Origin of the sequence: Arthrobacter antioxidans (assembly GCF_023100725.1) — a bacterium.
GTDB lineage: Bacteria > Actinomycetota > Actinomycetes > Actinomycetales > Micrococcaceae > Arthrobacter_D > Arthrobacter_D antioxidans.
Genome location: NZ_CP095501.1, coordinates 941,275 through 960,412, shown reverse-complemented (window position 1 = coordinate 960,412; position 19,138 = coordinate 941,275). Strand labels below are relative to the sequence as shown.

Sequence of the window (19,138 nt, the reverse complement as noted above, 5' to 3'; positions counted from 1 at the left end):
CTGTTCCTTTCCTGGTGCGCGGCGGGCGTGCGGTCCGTCGCAGCACCCGATCCGACGGGGCCTCGCCCCCGGGGCGGGGCGCCGTCGCTCAGTCCGTCGCCGCGCGGGCGACCGAGTTCCACAGGGAGTCCACCCAGGGCAGGTCGGTGGGCTCGACGGCCGATCCCTCGCCCGTGCTCTCCTCGATGCCGTCGCCGCCCTTGACGAGGTAGCGGGTCTCCCCCGGCATCACGAGGAAGATCCGCTCGCGGGCCTGCTGCTTCACGAAGGCGGGATCGTCCCAGCGCGCGAGTTCCGCCGTGTAGTCGGCCTGCTGCTGCTGCTGCGCGGCGATGTCCGCGCGGAGGGCCTCGAGTTCGGTCTGCTGCTGCAGGTAGCGGCTCACCGACGGCGCCAGCAGCACGATGACTGCGACGAGGACGACGGCGAGGGCCAACAGGCGCCCCGAGAAGGCCTTCGCCGGGATGGGTGTGGCTTCCTCGGCCGGCTCGATCACCGACTCCGCGCGCCTGGAGCCGAGCCGCCCGCGCCGGATGCTGCCGGCGAGCTGGGACCGTTCCGCCGCCCTCGCCGCGGAGGCCGACGCCGCGGCGGCGTTCGGGCGCGGTGGTCGGGCCGGCGTCGTCCCGGTCGTTCCTGCGCGGACGCGCGGTGCGCCGGAGCCCGGGGCGGTCCGCGGATCCTTCGTCGCCGACGGACCCGCGGCGCGCGGGGTGGACGGCGTCCGCGGCGGGGATCCGGCGGAGCGTGGGCTCGCCGGCGCATGATCGGGACCCCGTCCACCGGCACCGGACCCGGGTTGCGCCGATGCCCCGGCGGACCGGGAGCCGTGGGCAGGGGGCTGGCCCTTGGACGCACCCGCGGCCGGCCGCTCCTCCGCCGCAGGCGTCGGGCGGCCGGCTCGCGGCACGTTAGGGCGGCGGACGGTCATGGAGCTCCTCGTCGATGCTGTCGCGTGTAGTCGCGCGGGTCCCTCACGGAGCCCGTCTAACGAGGGTAGCCGCCCTCTCGATCAACTGCGGATCACCTAGGCCGTGAAACGCGGGAAGGCGCTGCGACCGGCGTAGCGTGCGGCGTCGTCGAGCTCCTCCTCGATGCGGAGCAGCTGGTTGTACTTCGCGACCCGCTCGCTCCGGGCGGGTGCGCCGGTCTTGATCTGGCCGGCATTGGTGGCCACGCAGATGTCGGCGATCGTGGTGTCCTCGGTCTCGCCGGAACGGTGCGAGGTGATCGTCGTGTAGCCGGCACGCTGGGCCATCGAGATGGCGTCGAGCGTCTCGGTCAGGGTGCCGATCTGGTTGACCTTGACCAGCAGCGAGTTCGCCGTACCGGTGGAGATGCCCTTGGCGAGGCGCGTGGGGTTCGTGACGAAGAGGTCGTCGCCGACGATCTGCACCTTGTCGCCGAGCGCGTCGGTGAGGTGCTTCCAGCCTTCCCAGTCGTCCTCGTCGAGCGGGTCCTCGATGGAGACGAGCGGGTAGTCGCGGACGAGCTCCTCGTAGTAGGCGCTCATCTCCTGGGTGCTGAGGGACTTGCCCTCGAACTGGTACGCGCCGTCCTTGTAGAACTCGGACGCGGCGACGTCGAGGGCGAAGGCGATGTCGGTGCCGGGCGTGTAGCCGGCGCGCTCGATGGCGGTGGTGATGAGGTCCAGGGCGTCGCGGTTGGACGGCAGGTTCGGGGCGAAGCCGCCCTCGTCGCCGAGGCCCGTGGCCAGGCCCTTCTCCTTCAGCACGGACTTGAGCTCGTGGTACACCTCGACGCCCCAGCGGAGCCCCTCGGAGTAGGTCTGCGCGCCGAGCGGCACGATCATGAACTCCTGGATGTCGACGTCGGAGTCGGCGTGGGATCCGCCGTTGAGGATGTTCATGAGGGGGACGGGCAGCACGTGCGCGTTCGGGCCGCCGAGGTAGCGGTACAGCGGGAGGGTCGAGGACTCCGCGGCGGCGCGGGCGATGGCGAGGGAGACACCGAGCATCGCGTTGGCGCCCAGGTTGGACTTGTTCTCGGTGCCGTCCAGGTCGATCATCGCCTGGTCGATCGCGCGCTGGTCGGCGGCGTCGAATCCGAGGAGGGCCGGCTGGATCTGCTCGATCACGGCTTCGACGGCCTGCAGGACGCCCTTCCCGAGGTAGCGGTCCTTCTCGCCGTCACGGCGTTCGTTCGCTTCGAACGCACCGGTGGACGCGCCGGAGGGGACGGCCGCGCGGCCGAAGGTGTCGTCGTCGAGCAGTACCTCGACCTCGACCGTGGGGTTTCCGCGGGAGTCGAGGATCTCCCTCGCGTGGATGGCATCGATAATGGCCATGGAATAGCTCCTCTTCGTTGGAGTGTAGGGGTCAACATCTTGTTGGGACGTCTTTGTCATAAGCAACGGAGGTGTTGCTCCCAGCCTAGTTCACGTCCGTCCCGGCGGTGCCGTGGGTCACGCGGTTGTGACATGGACGGGCGGGTCCGGGCCGGGCTCACGCCCTGTCGAGGGCGTCCCGCTGGTAGTCCAGGACGGCGCGGCGCAGGGCGCGCTCCGGGTCGAGGCCCGCACCGAGCGCCCGGCGGACCACGGCGAGCAGCTCCTTGCCGAGCTCGGCCTCGCTCCCCTGCTCCTGCCGGCCCTCCCCTGCGCGCCCGTCTCCGGCGCGCCCGAGGGTCTTCGCCGCGAAGGCCAGCGCGGGGAGGTGGTGGGGGATGCCGTCGAACGGCGAGGTGCGGGCCGGCCGCTCCTGCGCCTTCACGGCCCGCCACGTCGCGACGATGCCGTCGACCGACGGCGGTGTCCCGGTCCCCCCGTCCGCGGGCGTCGCGGTGCGCAGGCTCCCGTCCGCCGCGAACACGTGCGGGTTCCGGCGCACCAGCTTGTCGGTGAGCCCCTCGGCCACGACGGCGAACCCGAAGGACCCGGCCTCGGCCCGGAGCTGTGCATGGAGGACCACCTGGAACAGGACGTCGCCGAGCTCGCCCCGGAGCTCGTCGAGGAGTTCCTGCTCCGGCGCCTCGGCGCGCGCGACGTCGTCGACCGCCTCGTAGAGCTCGTACGTCTCCTCCACGAGGTACTCGAGCAGCGCCGCGTGGTCCAGGGCGGCCGTCCACGGGCAGTGGCGGCGCAGCAGGTCGACCACCTCCACGAGGCGCTCCACCGCCGTGCCCGGCGGGTTCCCGGGCACGGCGTCGCGTGGTGCTGCCGCGTGCTGCACGGGGTGGCTCAGGTGGACGCCAGCCCGGCGGCGGCGTCGAACCGCTGTGCGACGTACTCGGCCAGGGCCTCGCGGTCCTCGAGCGGCAGGAACGCGGCGTCGACGGCGTTCAGGGTCAGGGCGAGGAGGTCGCCGAGGTCGTAGCCGAAGGTGTCGACGAGCAGCTCGAACTCACCGGTGAGCGTGACTCCGCTCATGAGGCGGTTGTCGGTGTTGACGGTGACCTTGAAGCCCAGCTGGTAGAGGAGGTCGAAGGGGTGGGCGTCGATCGTGGTGCCGAAGGCCTCGATGGCCCCGGTCTGCAGGTTCGAGGACGGGCACAGCTCGAGGGCGATCCCCCGGTCCCGGACCCACGACGCGACCAGGCCGAGGTTCGCGATGCCGATCTCCTCGCCGTCGGCGGCCTGCTCGTCCGCGGATTCCTCGATCTCGATGTCCTCGGCGATGCGGACGCCGTGGCCGAGGCGCAGGGCGCGGCCGGAGACGAGCGCGTCCCGGATGCTGTCCAGGCCCGCTGCCTCGCCGGCGTGGACGGTCACGGGGAACTGCTCGGAGGCGAGGAAGGTGAAGGCGTCGGCGAAGCGGGAGGCGGGGAAGCCGTTCTCCGCCCCGGCGATGTCGAAGCCGACGGCGCCGCGGTCGCGGTGGCGGAGGGCGAGTTCGGCGATCTCCTGGGCGCGGTCGGCGTGCCGCATCGCGGTGACGAGCTGGCCCACCTGGATGACGCGGCCGGCGGCGATCGCCGCGGCGGCGCCCGCCTCGAGCCCCTCCTGCACGGCCTCGACGGCCTCGTCCAGGCTCAGGCCCTGCTGCGTGTGCTGTTCGGGGGCCCAGCGGACCTCGCCGTAGACGACGCCGTCGAGCGCGAGGTCCTCGACGAACTCGCGTGCCACCCGGATGAGCCCGTCCCTGGTCTGCATGACGGCGATCGTGTGGTCGAACGTCTCGAGGTACCGCTCGAGGGATCCCGAGTCGGCCGATTCGCGGAACCAGGCACCGAGCGACTCGGCGTCGGAGGCCGGCAGCTCGTGGCCGATCGAGGCGGCGAGCTCCAGGATGGTGGCCGGCCGCAGCCCGCCGTCGAGGTGGTCGTGGAGGGAGACCTTGGGGAGGGTTCGGATGTCGATGGCAGCGTCGGGGACGGCGTCGTTCTGGGTCTGGGTCACGCTGCCCAGCCTACGCGATGCGCATCAGCGCGGGCTCGTCCCGCGTGCCGGTTCGGGCTGGTCCCGGCGCCCGCCGGCGGGCTCCCCGTCGGGCTCCCCGAGCCTGGCCTGCAGCGGGGTGGAGCCGCGGACGAGCGCGATCACGCGGTCCATCACCAGACCGATGACGACGGCGATCCCGACGGCCACGGCGACCCCGAGCAGGTGGTTGTGCTGGAACCAGGTGCCCGCGACGGCGCCGATCCCGACCGAGTACCCGGCCCACACCACCCCGGACAGGGCCGTGAGGGCCACGAAGCGGCGGCGGGAATAGCCGGTCGCGCCCGCGGTGAGATTCACCGCGACCCGGCCGATCGGGATGAAGCGCGCCACCAGGATGAGCGAGGCCGCGCGCCTGGCGAGCTCCCTGCCCGCCCAGGTGAAGGAGCGCTGCATCCGGGGCCGCCGCATCCACCGGAAGCGCGCGGTGCCGATCCATCGGCCGAGGAGGAAGGCGATGTTGTCGCCGAGGAAGGCTCCGAGCGCTGCAGCCAGGATCAGGAGCCAGGGGTCGGGCACACCCTGCGTGACGATCAGGGACGCCAGGCCGACGACCACGGATTCGCTGGGCACGGGTGGGAAGAAGCCGTCGACGACGCAGCAGGCGAGGACGAGGAGGTACACCCAGGGCTGTCCGGCCGCCGCGAGGACGCCGTCGCTGATGCCGTCCAGTGCGGTGGTGATCGCATCCATCGTGGGTTCCTGTCGCCGTCGCCCCCGCGCCTCGGGCCGCCCGGGTGGGCGGCCCGGTCGGGGACCTGACGCCTCACGGACCGCGGTCCCGCGGACACCCCCGGGGCCGCGTCCTCCGTTCCCGCGTCCGGCTCCGACGCTACCGGCGCACCGCGGGCCGGGTCGTCGGCCTTCCGGGTGAGATACGCGGCGGCCGGCCTCACCCCCACGGATGAGACCGGCCGCACCTCCCCTAGGGGTTCACCCTGCCGGGCGCACGCCTAGGCGATGCGGTCGATGATGAGCCGCTGCGCCGGGCGCGATCCCTCGGGCGCGATCACGACGGCGTCCGCCAGCGCCTCGCGCGCACGCTCGAACCGCTCGGGGGTGTCGGTGAGCAGCGTCATCAGCGGCTCCCCCGCACGCACCGTGGCGCCGGGCTTGGCGTGCATCCGCACGCCGGCGCCCGCCTGCACCTGGTCCTCCTTGCGGGCGCGGCCGGCGCCGAGGCGCCACGCGGCGACACCGACCGCGAGTGCGTCCAGGCCCACGAGCACGCCGTCGGCCGGGGCGAGGACGACCTCGGACTCCTTCGCGACCGGCAGGGCTGCGCGCGGATCGCCGCCCTGCGCCTCGATCATCCTGTTCCACACGTCCATGGCGCGGCCGTCCTTCAGGGCGGCGGCGGGATCGGCGTCGTGCACGCCCGCACACGCGAGCATCTCCTCGGCGAGGCGGACGGTGAGTTCGACGACGTCGGACGGGCCCCCGCCCGCGAGGACCTCGACGGACTCCTCGACCTCGATCGCGTTCCCGGCGGTGAGCCCGAGCGGGGTGCTCATGTCGGTGAGGAGCGCGACGGTGTTCACGCCGGCGTCCTTGCCGAGCGCCACCATGGTCTCGGCCAGCTCGCGGGCACGGGCCTCGTCCTTCATGAACGCGCCGCTGCCCACCTTGACGTCGAGGACGAGCGAGCCGGTGCCCTCCGCGATCTTCTTGCTCATGATCGAGGACGCGATCAGGGGGATGGCCTCGACGGTGCCGGTCACGTCGCGGAGCGCGTACAGCTTCTTGTCGGCGGGCGCCAGGCCCGTGCCGGCCGCGCAGATGACCGCGCCGACCTCGGCGAGCTGGCGCAGCATGTCCTCGTTGCTGAGGTGCGCCTGCCAGCCGGGGATGGACTCGAGCTTGTCCAGGGTGCCGCCGGTGTGGCCGAGGCCCCGGCCGGAGAGCTGCGGCACGGCGACGCCGAACACGGCGACCAGGGGTGCGAGCGGCAGCGTGATCTTGTCCCCCACACCGCCGGTGGAGTGCTTGTCGCTCGTCGGGCGGCCGAGCGAGGAGAAGTCCATGCGCTCGCCCGAGGCGATCATCGCGGCGGTCCAGCGGGAGATCTCCGCGCGGTCCATGCCGTTGAGGAGGATCGCCATGTTGAGGGCGGCCATCTGCTCGTCGGCGATGGCGCCGCGCGTGTAGGCGTCGATGGTCCAGTCGATCTGCGCGGGCGAGAGGGTGCCGCGGTCGCGCTTGATACGGATGATGTCGACGGCGTCGAAGGCTTCGGTCATGGAGGATCCTCGGATCTGTTCGGGGGTGGGATGTGGTGCTCAGGCAAGGTGGTGCTCAGGCGAGGTGCTGGGGCCCGAAGGCGTCCGGCAGGACCTCGTCCATGGTGCGGATGCCGCTGACGGTCAGGAGCACCATGTCGGGTGCCCGGAACTCGTACAGCAGCTGGCGGCAGCGCCCGCACGGCATGAGGGTGTTGCCCTCGCCGTCCACGCAGCTGAAGGCCCGGATGCGCCCGCCGCCGCTCATGGCCAGCGCACTCACGAGCGCGCATTCGGCGCACAGGGTCAGCCCGTAGGACGCGTTCTCCACGTTGCAGCCGGAGATGATCCGGCCGTCGTCGAGGAGTGCCGCCGCTCCGACGGGGAACTTCGAGTAGGGGACGTAGGCATTCCTCATCGCCTCCGTCGCGGCGGCGGTGAGGGTGTCCCAGGGGATCCCGGCCGGGGTCGTGGTCTCGGTCATGACGGGTACTCCTAGCCCTTGATGTACGGGATGCCGCTGGCTCCCGGTGCCCTCGAGCGGCCCACGAGGCCCGCGACGGCGAAGACCGTCACCACGTAGGGCAGCATGCGCAGGAACTGGTCCGGCACCGGGGTGCCGAGCAGGCTGAGCACGTTGGACAGGTTGGTCGCGAAGCCGAACAGCAGCGCCGCGAAGAACGCCCCGATCGGGTTCCACCGGCCGAAGATCATGGCCGCCAGGGCGATGTAGCCCGCGCCCGCCGTCATGTCGCGTCCGAAGCCCGAGACGGCGACGAGCGTGAAGAAGGACCCGCCGATACCCGCGACGACACCGGCGAGCAGCACGTTGGTGAAGCGCATCCGGTTGACGTTGACGCCCAGGGTGTCGGCGGCCTTCGGGTGCTCCCCGACCGCGCGGGTCCGCAGGCCCCAGCGGGAATGGAAGAGTGCCACGTAGATCACGGCGACCGCCACGTACATCAGGTAGCCCACGATGGTCTGCTCGAAGAGGATCGGCCCGATCACGGGCAGGTCCGAGAGCAGCGGGATCTCGATGATGGGCAGGCGCGGCGGCGAGTTCCACCGCTCCGGGTCCTCGGTGAGGACGGCGGAGAACAGGAAGCCGGTGAGCCCGGAGACCAGCACGTTGAGCACGACGCCGACGATCACCTGGTTGACGACGTAGCGGATGCTGAAGACGGCGAGCACGAGCGACACGAGGACACCGGCGACGGCCGCCGCGAGGAGACCGACGAACGCGTTCCCGGACAGCGACGCGGCGACGGCCGCGGCGAAGGCGCCGAACAGCAGCTGCCCCTCGATGGCGATGTTGACGACGCCGGAGCGCTCGCACAGGATGCCCGAGAGCGACCCGAAGATGAGCGGGACAGCGAGGGTCACCGACCCGGCGAGCAGGCCGTAGAGGGCGACGTTCGGTGTGCGGGCGCTGCCCACCACCCAGGTCAGGAAGGCGATGAGGAACAGGACGGCGAACACGGCCGGCACCCAGGTGGGCACGGTCCGGCCGGAGCGCGTCCGCAGGAACGCGACGACGGCCAGGGCGGTCATCCCGAGGGCGGTGATCCAGCCGACGACGGGCGCCGACACCACGATCGCGGGCAGGACGATCGCGTCGCCGTCCTCCGAGAGGCGGAACGTGACGTCGTTGTCCGGGGCCCCGATCGCGAAGACCAGGAGGGAGAAGAGCGCGACGACGGCGAGGATGATCGGTGTCTTCCAGCTGCGCACGCCGGCGTCGCCGCCGTCGCGGTCGCCGCGCGCGGGCGCTTCGGTGGTTGCTGTGCTCATGCTGCTGCTCCGGTCGAGGCTGGCGTACGGGTCGTGGAACCGCCCTTGCCGGTGCGGGAGGCACCGGGTGCGGGGAGGCGGAACAGCGCGCGGACGAGCGGCGGCGCTGCGATGAAGAGGACGATGAGCGACTGCACCACGAGGACGATGTCGATGCTGGTGCCGGTCGACGCCTGCATGGTCACGCCTCCGGCGCGGAACGCGCCGAACAGGATGCCCGCCGCGAAGGTGCCCCACGGTGTGGAACGCCCGAGCAGGGCGACGGTGATCGCGTCGAAGCCGAAGCTCGCCGCGACGCCCGAGGTCAGCACCTTCTCGGTGCCGGACACCTGCGCCACGCCCGCGAGTCCCGCGAGGGCTCCGGCGATGGCCATCGCCAGGATGTAGCCCTTGCCGACGCTGATGCCCGCGGTGCGGGCGGCGCTGGGGTTCGCCCCGATGGCGCGCAGCTCGAAGCCGACCGTCGAGCGGTTGAGCAGCCACGCCACGAAGAACGTCGCCAGCACGGCGACGACGAAGCCCCAGTGCAGGCGGAACCCCGCGCCGAGCAGCGGCGGGTAGAGCGCCGTCGCGTCCAGCTGGGGGCTGATGGGGTTCGTGGAGCCCGGCCGCTGGAACGCCGGGGTGCTCAGGAAGTAGAGGACCAGGTTGACGGCGATGTAGTTGAACATGATGGTCAGGATGACCTCGTGGGCGCCTGTGCGTGCCTTGAGGACTCCGACGATCCCCGCCCAGATCGCACCGCCGATCATGCCGGCGAGGATCACGAGGAGCAGGTGGATGCCGGCCGGGAGGTGGAGCGTGAAGCCGACCCAGCCCGCGAAGGTCGCACCGATGAGGATCTGGCCCTGCGCGCCGATGTTGAACAGGCCCGCGCGGAACGCGAGCGCCACGCCCAGGCCGGCGCAGATGAGCGGCGTGGCGACCGTCAGCGTCTGCGTCAGGGGGTAGATCATCCGGGCGAAGGTCTCCCCCTGGAAATTGAACACCGCGCCCTGGAAGAGGGCGATGTACGCGCCCGATGCCGCCGTCCAGGCCGCCGCCAGGGTGTCCTGGGGCCGGCTGAAGAAGTACGACGACGCCCGGGCCACGTTCTCGTCGGTGACGGCGATGAGCAGGCCGCCGAGGACCAGGGAGAGGACCACGGACAGGAAGGCGACGAGCGCGTTCCCGGTCATGATGCGCTGCAGGAGCGTCGATTCCGGCGCGGGTCCGCCGCCGAGACCGGCCGCGGTGGCGGGCACGGCGGGCGGGGGCAGTTCCCCGCCCGCCGTCTCGGCCGCGGTCTCGAGCCGCACCTCGTCCTTGCGCGCGGCCTCCTTCGCTTCCCGACGGCTCAGCGGAGCGTCGCCGTCGGTCGCCGGGGTGGCCGGCCTGTCGTCCTGCGGGCTCACAGGGTTCCTCCTTGAACGTCGTGTACCTGGGCCAGTGCTTCGTCGCCGGCCATGCCGGCCATCATGAGGCCGAGCACATCGCGCGACGCCGTGCCGGGCACGATGCCCATGAGGCGTCCGCGGTACAGCACGGCGATCCGGTCGGCGAGCTCCAGGACCTCGTCGAGCTCGGTCGAGACGATGATGACGGGCGTGCCGCCGTCGCGCTCCGCGACGATGCGCCGGTGCAGGAACTCGATGGATCCGACGTCGACGCCGCGGGTGGGCTGCGAGGCGATGAACAGTTCGAGCGGCCGCGAGAACTCCCGGGCCATGACGACCTTCTGCTGGTTCCCGCCGGACAGAGTTCCCGCCGCGGCGGACGCCGACTGCGTACGGATGTCGTACTCCGCGATCTTCTCCTCGGCGTTCTTCTCGATGACCGCGGGCGACATGGACATGCCCCGGGCGAACGGGGCGTCGTCGTACCGGTTGAGGACGAGGTTCTCGGCGACCGAGAACGTGCCGACGAGCCCGTCCACGCTGCGGTCCTCGGGGACGAACCCGACGCCGGCGCGGATGACGTCCTTGACGCTGCGGCCCAGGAGTTCCTCGCCGCCGAGCGTGACCGAGCCCGTGACGTGGCCCTGGAGCCCCATGATGGCCTCGGTGAGTTCGGTCTGCCCGTTGCCCTGGACGCCGGCGATGGCAAGGATCTCCCCCTTCGCCACCTCGAAGCTGAGGCCGTCCACGACGCGCTGGCCGTTGGCGGCCTGGACCGTGAGGTCGCGGACCCTGAAGGTCACCTCGCCGGGGGTCGCAGGCTTCTTGTCGAGCGTGAGGCTGACCGATCGCCCCACCATGAGGGACGCGAGTTCGGTGGTCGACGCGCTCGGATCGGCGGTGCCGACGACCTTCCCGCGGCGGATGACGGTGATGACGTCGGAGACGGCCTTGACCTCGCGGAGCTTGTGCGAGATGAAGACGATGGACTTCCCGTCGGCCTTGAGCTGGCCCATGATGCCGAGCAGCTCGTCGGTCTCCTTGGGCGTCAGCACGGCGGTGGGCTCGTCGAGGATCAGCACTTCGGCGTCGCGCACGAGGGCCTTGATGATCTCGACGCGCTGCTGCACACCGACCGGAAGATCCTCGACCACGGCGTCGGGATCGACGTCGAACCCGTACTGGTCGGAGATCTGCCGGATGCGCGTGCGCGTCTTCTGCAGGTCGAGCATGCCGCCCGCCTTCGTGGCCTCGTTGCCGAGCGCCACGTTCTCCGCCACGGTGAAGACCGGCACGAGCATGAAGTGCTGGTGCACCATGCCGATCCCGGCGGCCATGGCGTCCCCGGGACCCTTGAAGGTCACCGGCTCGTCGTCGACGAGGATCTCGCCCTCGGTCGGGTCGTACAGTCCGTACAGCACGTTCATGAGCGTCGACTTCCCGGCCCCGTTCTCACCGAGCAGGCTGTGCACCTGTCCCGGTTCGACGACGAGATCGATGGAGTCGTTGGCGACGAGCGATCCGAATCGCTTCGTGATGCCGATCAGTTCGAGTTTCACAACTCATCCAACCTGTTCTGTTCTCTTGTCGTGTCCTGGCTCGTCGCTGGATCGAGCGGAAGCCACGTGAAGGATACCGGGCGGGGCATCGGTGCACCGACCGGCGTCAAACGCAAACCGCCTTCCTCCCGGCGTTACCCGCGGGAGGAAGGCGGTCCTGGTGCGTTGCCGTGCTACTTCGGGCTGGCGGCCGAATCGACCGTGATCTCGCCCGAGACGATCTGCTCCTTCAGCCCGTCGAGCGTCGCCTGCAGGTCGGCGGGGACGTTGGCCTCCTGGTCGTGGAACGGCGCCAGTGCCACGCCACCGTTCTCCAGGGTGCCCACGTACGGGGTGTTGTCGAAGTTGCCCTCGACGTCGGTGCTGATGACGTCCTCGACGGCGTCGCCCATGAGCTTCATGACCGAGGTGAGGATGAACTCCTCGCCCTTGCCCGCGGTCTCGTAGCCGTCGGAGTCGACCCAGATGGCCTTGACGTCCTTGCCGCCCGCGTTGGCCTCGATGACGGCGTCGAGCGTGCCCGAACCGACCGGACCGGCGACGGGCATGATGATGTCCGCGCCTTCGTTGATGAAGTTCTGGGTGTTGGTCTTGCCCGCGGCCTGGTCCTCGAAGTTGCCCACGAAGGTGCCGTTCTGGCTCTCCTTGTCCCAGCCGAGGAGCTGGACGTCGCCGCCGGTCTCCTCGTTGAAGTAGGTGACGCCGTCGGCGAAGCCGTCCATGAAGATGGTCACGGTCGGGATGTTGATGCCGCCGAAGGTGGCCACCTTGCCGGTCTCGCTCGTCGCGGCCGCCGCGTAGCCGGCCAGGAACGCGGCCTGCGCCGTGTCGTAGATGATCGGCTTGACGTTCGGCAGGTCGATCGAGTTGTCGTCGACGATCGCGAAATTGGCCTCGGTGTTCTGCTCGGCGGCGGCCTTGGTGGTGTCGGCGAGCAGGAAGCCCACGGTGACGGTGAGGTTGCAGCCCGCCTGGACCATGCTGTCGACGTTGGGACCGAAATCAGTCTCCGCCTGCGACTCCGCCTGGTTGATCTGGATGCCGAGGTCCGCTTCGGCCTTCTTCAGACCCTCGTAGCTGGACTGGTTGAACGAGCGGTCGTCGAATCCACCGGAGTCGGAGACGATGCAGCCGAGGTAGTCGGAATTCGCCTCGGCGCTCGCGCCGCCGGCCGACGACTCCTCGGCCGGCGGTGCCCCGCAGCCGGAGAGGACGAGGGCCGATACGCCGAGAACGGCCGCGGACAGGCCGGTGCCGCGCGAAATTTTGCGCAGTGAGTTCTTCAAAATGCCTCCAGGAGAGAAATGCGCCACGGGAAGGAACTCCAGCGAGTGTCCATCCCGGTCACGATTGATCCGGGGCTCTGTTGTCACTGGAAGACCGTGGCGCCGCGACACCGTCGGTGCAGCACGTATGCGAACATCCTAAGGGCCAAGTGACGGGGAACACTACACGGGCACATCGCGGGCGCCGATCGTTCGGGTTTCGTTATGCACAGGGGGCTGAGCACCCGTCCCGGCGGCGCCCGGCCGGCCGCTAGGCGTCGGCGCCGGCCACGGCCCGGAGGGCTGCGGCGGTCATGACACGGATGCCGTAGCCGATGGCCCGCTCGTCCGGCCTGTAGTCGCCGCGGTGAAGGTCGTAGGTCTCCCCGCCGGGCGTGCGCGTCCCGAGCCGCATCATGGCACCTGGCACCTCCTGGGTCATCCAGGCGAAGTCCTCGCCCCCCATGGACTGCGGCGTCAGGACCACGGCGCCCGGGCCGAGTTCGGCGCGGGCGGCGGCCTCGAGCAGGCCGGTCTCCGCCTCCTGGTTCACCACGGGCGGCACGCCGCGCGTGTGCTCCAGCTTCACGGTCACCCCGAACGGCGCCGCGACCTCGCGGACGGCGCGGTCGAGCAGCTCACCGGCGGCCTTCCAGGCATCGGCGTCGAGGCAGCGGAGCGTACCCGACATGTAGCCGTGCGCCGGGATGGCGTTGGGGGCGGACCCGGCGTGGATCTGTCCCCAGACGAGGGAGACCGAGCTGCGCACGTCGATCCGGCGGGAGAGCACGGCCGGGACGTTCACGGCGATGGACGCCAGCGCGAACACGAGGTCCTCGGTGAGGTGCGGGCGTGAGGTGTGGCCGCCGCGACCGCTGAGCTCGACGCGGATGGTGTCGGACGCCGACGTGATGGCGCCGATGCGCGTGCCGACCAGGCCGACGTCGATCCTCGGGTCGCAGTGCAGGGCGAGGATCCGCGGCAGGCCGGTGAGCACTCCCTGGTCGATGACGTCGAGCGCGCCGCCGGGCATCATCTCCTCGGCGGGCTGGAAGATGATCCGCACCCTGCCGGGCAGGGGCTCCTCGCGGTCGAGGTCGGCGAGGACGAGGGCGACGCCGAGCATCACCGTCGTGTGGATGTCGTGGCCGCAGGCGTGCGTCACCCCGGTGGAGGCCGAGGCGTAGGTCAGGCCCGTCTCCTCGATGATCGGCAGGGCGTCGATGTCCGCCCGCAGACCGAGGCGGAGCGGACCCTCGCCGACGTCGACGAAGACGCCGGTGCCCACCAGCCGCTGCGGGACGAGCCCGGCCTGCCGGAGCCGCGCGACGAGCAGGTCCGTGGTGCGGTGTTCCTTGAAGGAGAGCTCGGGGTTGCGGTGGATGTCACGCCGGATACCGGTCAGCTCATCGAGCAACAGGGAGAGGGATACACCCGCCCGTGAGGCAGGAGGGCTCTGGGCGCTGAACGTTTCCACGTCCTCAGCCTACCGACCGGCGGCCCGCAGGCGGCATTTCCTTGCTCCCGTGCCTCGGCCCCTGTTCGCTTGCCCTCCTAGAGCACGTCGGTGTCGCCGCTGGCGCGGAGCCTCTCGACGGCGGTCTTGACCTCCTGGGCGTGCTCCTTGGTGGTGACGAGCAGGGCGTCGGGGGTGTCCACGATGACGACGTCGTCGATCCCGATGAGCGCGATGACCCGCTTCGTGTCCGACACGACGATGCCCGAGGCGTTCTCCGAGAAGACGCGCGCGCCCTCTCCCATCACCGTGAGCTCGCTGTTCTCCTCGGCCGGGTTCAGCCGGCCGATGGCCGCGAAGTCGCCCACGTCGTCCCAGCTGAACTCGCCCGGGATCATGGCGACGTCGCCCGCGGCGGCGGCGGGCTCCGCGACGGCGTAGTCGATGGCGATCTTCGGCAGCGTCGGCCAGATACGGCGGGCCACCTCGACGCGGCGGGGGGTGTCCCAGGCCTCCGCGATCTCGGTGAGGCCCGCGTAGAGCTCGGGCTCGTTGGCGGACAGGTGCTTGAGCATGAGGTCCACCGGCGCCACGAACATGCCGGCGTTCCAGGAGTAGTTGCCGCTCTCGATGTACCCGTCGGCGACGTCCTGCGACGGCTTCTCCACGAACTCGATGACGGCGTGCGCGCTCGGCGCCCCGTCCACGGCGAGGGGCTCGCCGGCGCGGATGTACCCGAAGCCTGTCGACGCGTGGGTCGGTTTGATGCCGATGGTGACGATGAAGCCGCGGGCGGCCGTCTGGATGGCCTCGCGGACCGCGTCCTGGAAGACGTCGACCGGCGAGATCACCTGGTCGGCGGCGAAGGACCCCATGATGATGCGCGGGTCCCTCCGGTGGAGGATGGCGGCGGCGAGCCCGATCGCCGCCCCGGAATCCTTCGGCTCCGATTCGAGGACGAGGTTCAGGTCCTCGATCTCCGGCAGCTGCTCGAGCACCGCGCGTCGGTGGACGATACCGGTGACGACCATGATCCGGCCGTCGCAGAGCGGACGGAGGCGGTCGTAGGTGGCACGGATCAGCGTGCTGCCGGACCCGGTGAGGTCGTGCAGGAACTTGGGTGCGGCCGCTCGCGAGAGCGGCCACAGCCGCGTGCCGGTGCCTCCCGCGGGGATCACGCCGTGGAAGCGCGCGAGAGCATCGTCCGCGGGCTCGGTGTCAGGGGTGTGGGCAACCGCCCTCTCGGTACTCATCCGTTCCACGGTAACCGACGCATGCCGGGCCGGGCTCCCTCCACCCGGGACCGGCAGCGGGCCCCTGCCGGTGCCGGTGTTAGGGAGGTCACAGGTGAGGGGCCCCTAAATTGAACCGGGAATGTCACCGGCCTAGATTATTCTTATCTGAAGAGTGCTGTCGCACCGGCGTAATCCCTGCGTATATCGCGCTAACGCCCTCGCGATGCAGGGAGGTCAATTCAATGCCGAAGACACTGTCACCAACGGGCACCCTCTACCGTGGCCGGGAAGGCCAATGGTCCTGGGTGGCCCACCGCATCACCGGGGTCGTGATTTTCTTCTTCCTCCTCGTCCACGTCCTGGACACCTCGCTCGTGCGGGTCTCCCCCGAGGCGTACGACGCCGTCATCGCCTCCTACAAGAACCCGATCATGGGTCTCGGAGAGCTCGGCCTCGTCGCCGCGATCGTCTTCCACGCCTTCAACGGCATCCGCGTCATCCTCGTGGACTTCTGGAAGAAGGGCCCCAAGTACCACCGCCAGATGCTCTGGAGCGTCGTCGGCCTCTGGGCGGTCGTCATGATCGCCTTCTCGATCCGCCATCTCTCGCACGTCTTCGGAGGTTAGGTCCCCATGGCTACGCCAACCATTGAAACCCCCCGCTCCGGTCGGGTGTCCCCGGGCTACTCCCGCACCCCCGGCTCGCGCGGCAACTTCGAGATGATCGCCTGGCTGTTCATGCGCATCTCGGGGGCCATCCTGGTGGTGCTGATCTTCGTGCACCTCTACGTGAACCTTGTCGCGGGTGACGGCATCAGCGGCATCGACTTCGGTTTCGTCGCCGGGAAGTGGGCCAGCCCCATCTGGCAGATCTGGGACCTGACCATGCTGTGGCTGGCCATGCTCCACGGCACCAACGGCATCCGGGTGATCATCAACGACTACGCGGAGAAGAACAGCACGCGCATGTGGCTGAAGGGTGTCCTGTACACGTCGACCGTCGTCATCGTGGTCCTCGGCACGCTCGTGATCTTCACCTTCGATCCCTGCCCCGTCATCAACGGGGTGGCCCACGTCGCGGACTACTGCCCCGCCCCGTAACACCCGCCGCAGGCCGGCACCTCCCGCATGACGGGCCCACCGGGCCGCACTCATGCAGCCACAACGGTTTCAACAGAAAGAGCGACCAGCATGCAGGTCCACAAGTACGACGTCGTCATCGTCGGCGCGGGCGGCGCAGGAATGCGCGCGGCCATCGAGTCCGGCCAGCGCGCCCGCACCGCCGTCCTGACGAAGCTCTACCCCACCCGCTCCCACACCGGAGCCGCGCAGGGCGGCATGTGTGCGGCCCTCGCCAACGTCGAAGAGGACAACTGGGAGTGGCACACGTTCGACACCGTCAAGGGCGGCGACTACCTGGTCGACCAGGACGCCGCCGAGGTCATGGCGAAGGAGGCCATCGAGGCCGTCCTCGACCTCGAGAAGATGGGCCTGCCGTTCAACCGGACGCCCGAGGGGCGCATCGACCAGAGGCGCTTCGGCGGCCACACCCGCGACCACGGCAAGGCGCCCGTCCGACGCTCCTGCTACGCGGCCGACCGCACGGGGCACATGATCCTCCAGACGCTCTACCAGAACTGCGTCAAGCACAACGTCGAGTTCTACAACGAGTACTACGTCCTGGACCTCCTGATGGTGGACCAGGAAGTCACGGTGGACGGCGTGACGCGCATCGAGAAGCGCGTCGCCGGCGTCGTCTCCTACGATCTCGCCTCGGGAGAGCTGCACATCTTCCAGGCGAAGTCCGTCGTCTTCGCCTCGGGCGGCGTCGGCAAGGTCTACAAGACCACCTCGAACGCCCACACCCTGACCGGTGACGGCATGGGCATCGCATTCCGCCGCGGGATCCCCCTCGAGGACATGGAGTTCTTCCAGTTCCACCCGACCGGCCTCGCAGGCCTGGGCATCCTCCTCTCGGAGGCCGCCCGCGGCGAGGGCGCCATCCTCCGCAACTCGGAGGGCGAGCGCTTCATGGAACGGTACGCACCCACCATCAAGGACCTCGCGCCCCGTGACATCGTGGCGCGGTCCATGGCGAACGAGGTCCGCGAGGGCCGCGGTGCCGGTCCGAACAAGGACTACGTCCTCCTCGACCTGACGCACCTGGAGCCCGCGCACATCGACGCGAAGCTGCCCGACATCACCGAGTTCGCCCGCACCTACCTCGGTGTGGAGCCCTACACGGAGCCGGTCCCGGTCTTCCCGACGGCGCACTACGCCATGGGCGGCATCCCGACCAACATCAAGGCCGAGGTCCTCGCGGACAACGACACCGTGGTGCCCGGCCTGTACGCCGCCGGCGAGGTGGCCTGCGTCTCCGTCCACGGCTCGAACCGCCTCGGCACGAACTCACTGCTCGACATCAACGTGTTCGGGAAGCGGGCCGGCCTGGCCGCCGCCGAGTACGCCCTCACCGCCGACTTCGTCGAGATCCCCGAGAACCCCACGGCCGAGACCGAGGAGCTCCTCAACCGGGCGCGCAGCTCGGAGGGTGGGGAGCGCGTCGCGCTGATCCGCAAGGAACTGCAGGACATCATGGACGCCAACGTCCAGGTGTTCCGCACCGAGGAGACCCTCCTCGAGGCCCTGCGCGTCATCGACACGCTGGAGGAGCGCTACACGCGGATCACGGTGCAGGACAAGGGCAAGAGATTCAACCTGGACCTGCTCGAAGCCGTGGAACTCGGGTTCCTCCTGGACATGGCGAAGGTCATGACCGCTGCGGCCCTGCACCGCAGGGAGTCCCGCGGAGGCCACTTCCGCGAGGATTTCCCGGAACGGGACGACGAGAACTTCATGACCCATTCCATGGCCTACAAGGATCCCAGCGCCACCGGGACCAGTGGCGTCCGCCTCGAGACCAAACCGGTGATCTTCACCCGATACCAGCCCATGGAGCGTAAGTACTGATGAGCACCGAAACGATGGAGAAGGAGCCGGCCTCCAAGATCGAGCTGGCACCCGGCGTCGGCGGCGGAGGAGAGATCCCCACGTTCGACATCACCCTGAAGGTCCGCCGCTACAACCCCGAGGTGTCCGACGAGGCGCACTGGGACGAATGGCAGCTCACCATGTACGGGACGGACCGCGTGCTGGACGCCCTGCACAAGGTCAAATGGGAGCACGACGGCTCCGTGTCCTTCCGCCGCTCCTGCGCCCACGGCGTGTGCGGCTCGGACGCGATGCGCATCAACGGCCGCAACCGCCTCGCCTGCAAGACGCTGCTGAAGGACCTGGACACCTCCAAGCCCATCCTCGTGGAACCCATCAAGGGCCTCCCCGTGGAGAAGGACCTGATCGTGGACATGGAGCCGTTCTTCCAGTCCTACCGGGAGATCATGCCGTTCCTCGTCAGCAAGGGCCACGAGCCCAGCAAGGAACGCCTGCAGTCCGCCGAGGAGCGCGACCGCTACGACGACACCACCAAGTGCATCCTGTGCGCGGCGTGCACGTCGTCGTGCCCCGTGTTCTGGACCGACGGCCAGTACTTCGGCCCCGCCGCGATCGTGAACGCCCACCGGTTCATCTTCGACTCGCGGGACGACGCCGGGGACATGCGCCTGGAGATCCTCAATGACAAGGAAGGCGTCTGGCGCTGCCGGACCACCTTCAACTGCTCCGAGGCGTGCCCTCGCGGCATCCAGGTCACGAAGGCCATCTCCGAGGTCAAGCAGGCGATCCTGACCCGCAAGATCTGATCCTGCACCGCCGGGCACGATCCGGCGCTGCAGGGCCCGTGGAAGGGCGGTCCGTCCCGACGGACCGCCCTTTCCTGCGTCCGC

General features: G+C 70.0%; 18 protein-coding genes. 5 read left to right on the top strand and 13 right to left on the bottom strand.

Features of this window, described 5'->3' with window-relative positions:
* Positions 1–88: 88 nt before the first annotated feature.
* On the bottom strand, positions 89–496 hold the full coding sequence (locus tag MWM45_RS04530; protein ID WP_247828428.1) for an FtsB family cell division protein: 408 nt from the start codon (positions 494–496) through the stop codon (positions 89–91).
* On the opposite strand from MWM45_RS04530, the gene MWM45_RS04525 reads away from it, so the two are divergent.
* Positions 471–767, top strand: coding sequence for a hypothetical protein (locus tag MWM45_RS04525; RefSeq protein ID WP_247828427.1), 297 nt, complete (start codon positions 471–473; stop codon positions 765–767). The two genes, MWM45_RS04530 and MWM45_RS04525, sit on opposite strands and share 26 nt — an antisense overlap.
* Before the next feature lie 260 nt (positions 768–1,027).
* On the opposite strand, the gene eno is transcribed toward MWM45_RS04525, so the two are convergent.
* From eno to MWM45_RS04465, 12 genes are all read right to left on the bottom strand, one after another.
* Positions 1,028–2,308: a phosphopyruvate hydratase gene (gene eno / locus MWM45_RS04520; RefSeq protein WP_247828426.1), complete on the bottom strand. Its 1,281-nt coding sequence runs from the start codon at positions 2,306–2,308 to the stop codon at positions 1,028–1,030.
* Positions 2,309–2,465: 157 nt separating this feature from the next.
* On the bottom strand, positions 2,466–3,191 hold the full coding sequence (locus tag MWM45_RS04515) for a MazG nucleotide pyrophosphohydrolase domain-containing protein (protein WP_247828425.1): 726 nt from the start codon (positions 3,189–3,191) through the stop codon (positions 2,466–2,468).
* Positions 3,192–3,199: 8 nt separating this feature from the next.
* Positions 3,200–4,357: an adenosine deaminase gene (locus MWM45_RS04510; protein WP_247828424.1), complete on the bottom strand. Its 1,158-nt coding sequence runs from the start codon at positions 4,355–4,357 to the stop codon at positions 3,200–3,202.
* A 24-nt stretch (positions 4,358–4,381) separates the two neighbouring features.
* Positions 4,382–5,068: a DedA family protein gene (locus tag MWM45_RS04505; RefSeq protein WP_247829129.1), complete on the bottom strand. Its 687-nt coding sequence runs from the start codon at positions 5,066–5,068 to the stop codon at positions 4,382–4,384.
* A gap of 281 nt (positions 5,069–5,349) precedes the next feature.
* Entirely contained in the window at positions 5,350–6,636 is a 1,287-nt protein-coding gene (locus MWM45_RS04500; RefSeq protein WP_247828423.1) for a thymidine phosphorylase, read from the bottom strand.
* Positions 6,637–6,691: 55 nt separating this feature from the next.
* The gene (locus tag MWM45_RS04495) at positions 6,692–7,099 is read right to left on the bottom strand and encodes a cytidine deaminase (protein ID WP_247828422.1); all 408 of its coding nucleotides are present in this window, start codon (positions 7,097–7,099) and stop codon (positions 6,692–6,694) included.
* An 11-nt stretch (positions 7,100–7,110) separates the two neighbouring features.
* Complete coding sequence (locus MWM45_RS04490) at positions 7,111–8,406, bottom strand: ABC transporter permease (protein ID WP_247828421.1); 1,296 nt, start codon at positions 8,404–8,406, stop codon at positions 7,111–7,113.
* Positions 8,403–9,800: an ABC transporter permease gene (locus tag MWM45_RS04485; RefSeq protein ID WP_418909731.1), complete on the bottom strand. Its 1,398-nt coding sequence runs from the start codon at positions 9,798–9,800 to the stop codon at positions 8,403–8,405. Before MWM45_RS04485 ends, MWM45_RS04490 begins: the two co-directional genes overlap by 4 nt.
* Positions 9,797–11,341, bottom strand: a complete 1,545-nt coding sequence (locus tag MWM45_RS04480) for an ABC transporter ATP-binding protein (RefSeq protein WP_247828420.1) — start codon at positions 11,339–11,341, stop codon at positions 9,797–9,799. The genes MWM45_RS04485 and MWM45_RS04480 overlap by 4 nt, the downstream gene beginning before the upstream one ends.
* A 173-nt stretch (positions 11,342–11,514) precedes the next feature.
* Complete coding sequence (locus MWM45_RS04475; RefSeq protein WP_247828419.1) at positions 11,515–12,627, bottom strand: BMP family lipoprotein; 1,113 nt, start codon at positions 12,625–12,627, stop codon at positions 11,515–11,517.
* Between the two features lie 250 nt (positions 12,628–12,877).
* A complete protein-coding gene (locus tag MWM45_RS04470) occupies positions 12,878–14,026 on the bottom strand; it encodes an amidohydrolase (RefSeq protein WP_247829127.1) in 1,149 nt (382 codons plus the stop codon).
* 134 nt (positions 14,027–14,160) lie between these two features.
* Positions 14,161–15,315 (bottom strand): mannose-1-phosphate guanylyltransferase, encoded by a 1,155-nt coding sequence (locus MWM45_RS04465; RefSeq protein WP_247828418.1) that lies wholly within the window; start codon positions 15,313–15,315, stop codon positions 14,161–14,163.
* A gap of 224 nt (positions 15,316–15,539) precedes the next feature.
* Here MWM45_RS04465 and sdhC point away from each other — a divergent pair, with 224 nt between their 5' ends.
* The 4 genes from sdhC to MWM45_RS04445 all read left to right on the top strand — a co-directional run bounded on the left by sdhC (position 15,540) and on the right by MWM45_RS04445 (position 19,054).
* Entirely contained in the window at positions 15,540–15,923 is a 384-nt protein-coding gene (gene sdhC / locus MWM45_RS04460; RefSeq protein ID WP_052274151.1) for a succinate dehydrogenase, cytochrome b556 subunit, read from the top strand.
* Between the two features lie 6 nt (positions 15,924–15,929).
* The gene (locus MWM45_RS04455; RefSeq protein WP_247828417.1) at positions 15,930–16,397 is read left to right on the top strand and encodes a succinate dehydrogenase hydrophobic membrane anchor subunit; all 468 of its coding nucleotides are present in this window, start codon (positions 15,930–15,932) and stop codon (positions 16,395–16,397) included.
* A gap of 90 nt (positions 16,398–16,487) precedes the next feature.
* Positions 16,488–18,266 (top strand): succinate dehydrogenase flavoprotein subunit, encoded by a 1,779-nt coding sequence (sdhA, locus tag MWM45_RS04450; protein WP_247828416.1) that lies wholly within the window; start codon positions 16,488–16,490, stop codon positions 18,264–18,266.
* On the top strand, positions 18,266–19,054 hold the full coding sequence (locus MWM45_RS04445) for a succinate dehydrogenase iron-sulfur subunit (RefSeq protein ID WP_043444111.1): 789 nt from the start codon (positions 18,266–18,268) through the stop codon (positions 19,052–19,054). Before sdhA ends, MWM45_RS04445 begins: the two co-directional genes overlap by 1 nt.
* Positions 19,055–19,138: the final 84 nt, after the last annotated feature.

Coding starts and splice junctions, on each gene's coding strand:
- MWM45_RS04445 (WP_043444111.1), top strand. CDS start 18,266: ATGAGCACCGAAACGATGGAGAAGGAGCCGGCCTCCAAGATCGAGCTG.
- MWM45_RS04495 (WP_247828422.1), bottom strand. CDS start 7,099: ATGACCGAGACCACGACCCCGGCCGGGATCCCCTGGGACACCCTCACC.
- MWM45_RS04465 (WP_247828418.1), bottom strand. CDS start 15,315: ATGAGTACCGAGAGGGCGGTTGCCCACACCCCTGACACCGAGCCCGCG.
- MWM45_RS04455 (WP_247828417.1), top strand. CDS start 15,930: ATGGCTACGCCAACCATTGAAACCCCCCGCTCCGGTCGGGTGTCCCCG.
- sdhC (WP_052274151.1), top strand. CDS start 15,540: ATGCCGAAGACACTGTCACCAACGGGCACCCTCTACCGTGGCCGGGAA.
- eno (WP_247828426.1), bottom strand. CDS start 2,308: ATGGCCATTATCGATGCCATCCACGCGAGGGAGATCCTCGACTCCCGC.
- MWM45_RS04500 (WP_247828423.1), bottom strand. CDS start 6,636: ATGACCGAAGCCTTCGACGCCGTCGACATCATCCGTATCAAGCGCGAC.
- MWM45_RS04490 (WP_247828421.1), bottom strand. CDS start 8,406: ATGAGCACAGCAACCACCGAAGCGCCCGCGCGCGGCGACCGCGACGGC.
- sdhA (WP_247828416.1), top strand. CDS start 16,488: ATGCAGGTCCACAAGTACGACGTCGTCATCGTCGGCGCGGGCGGCGCA.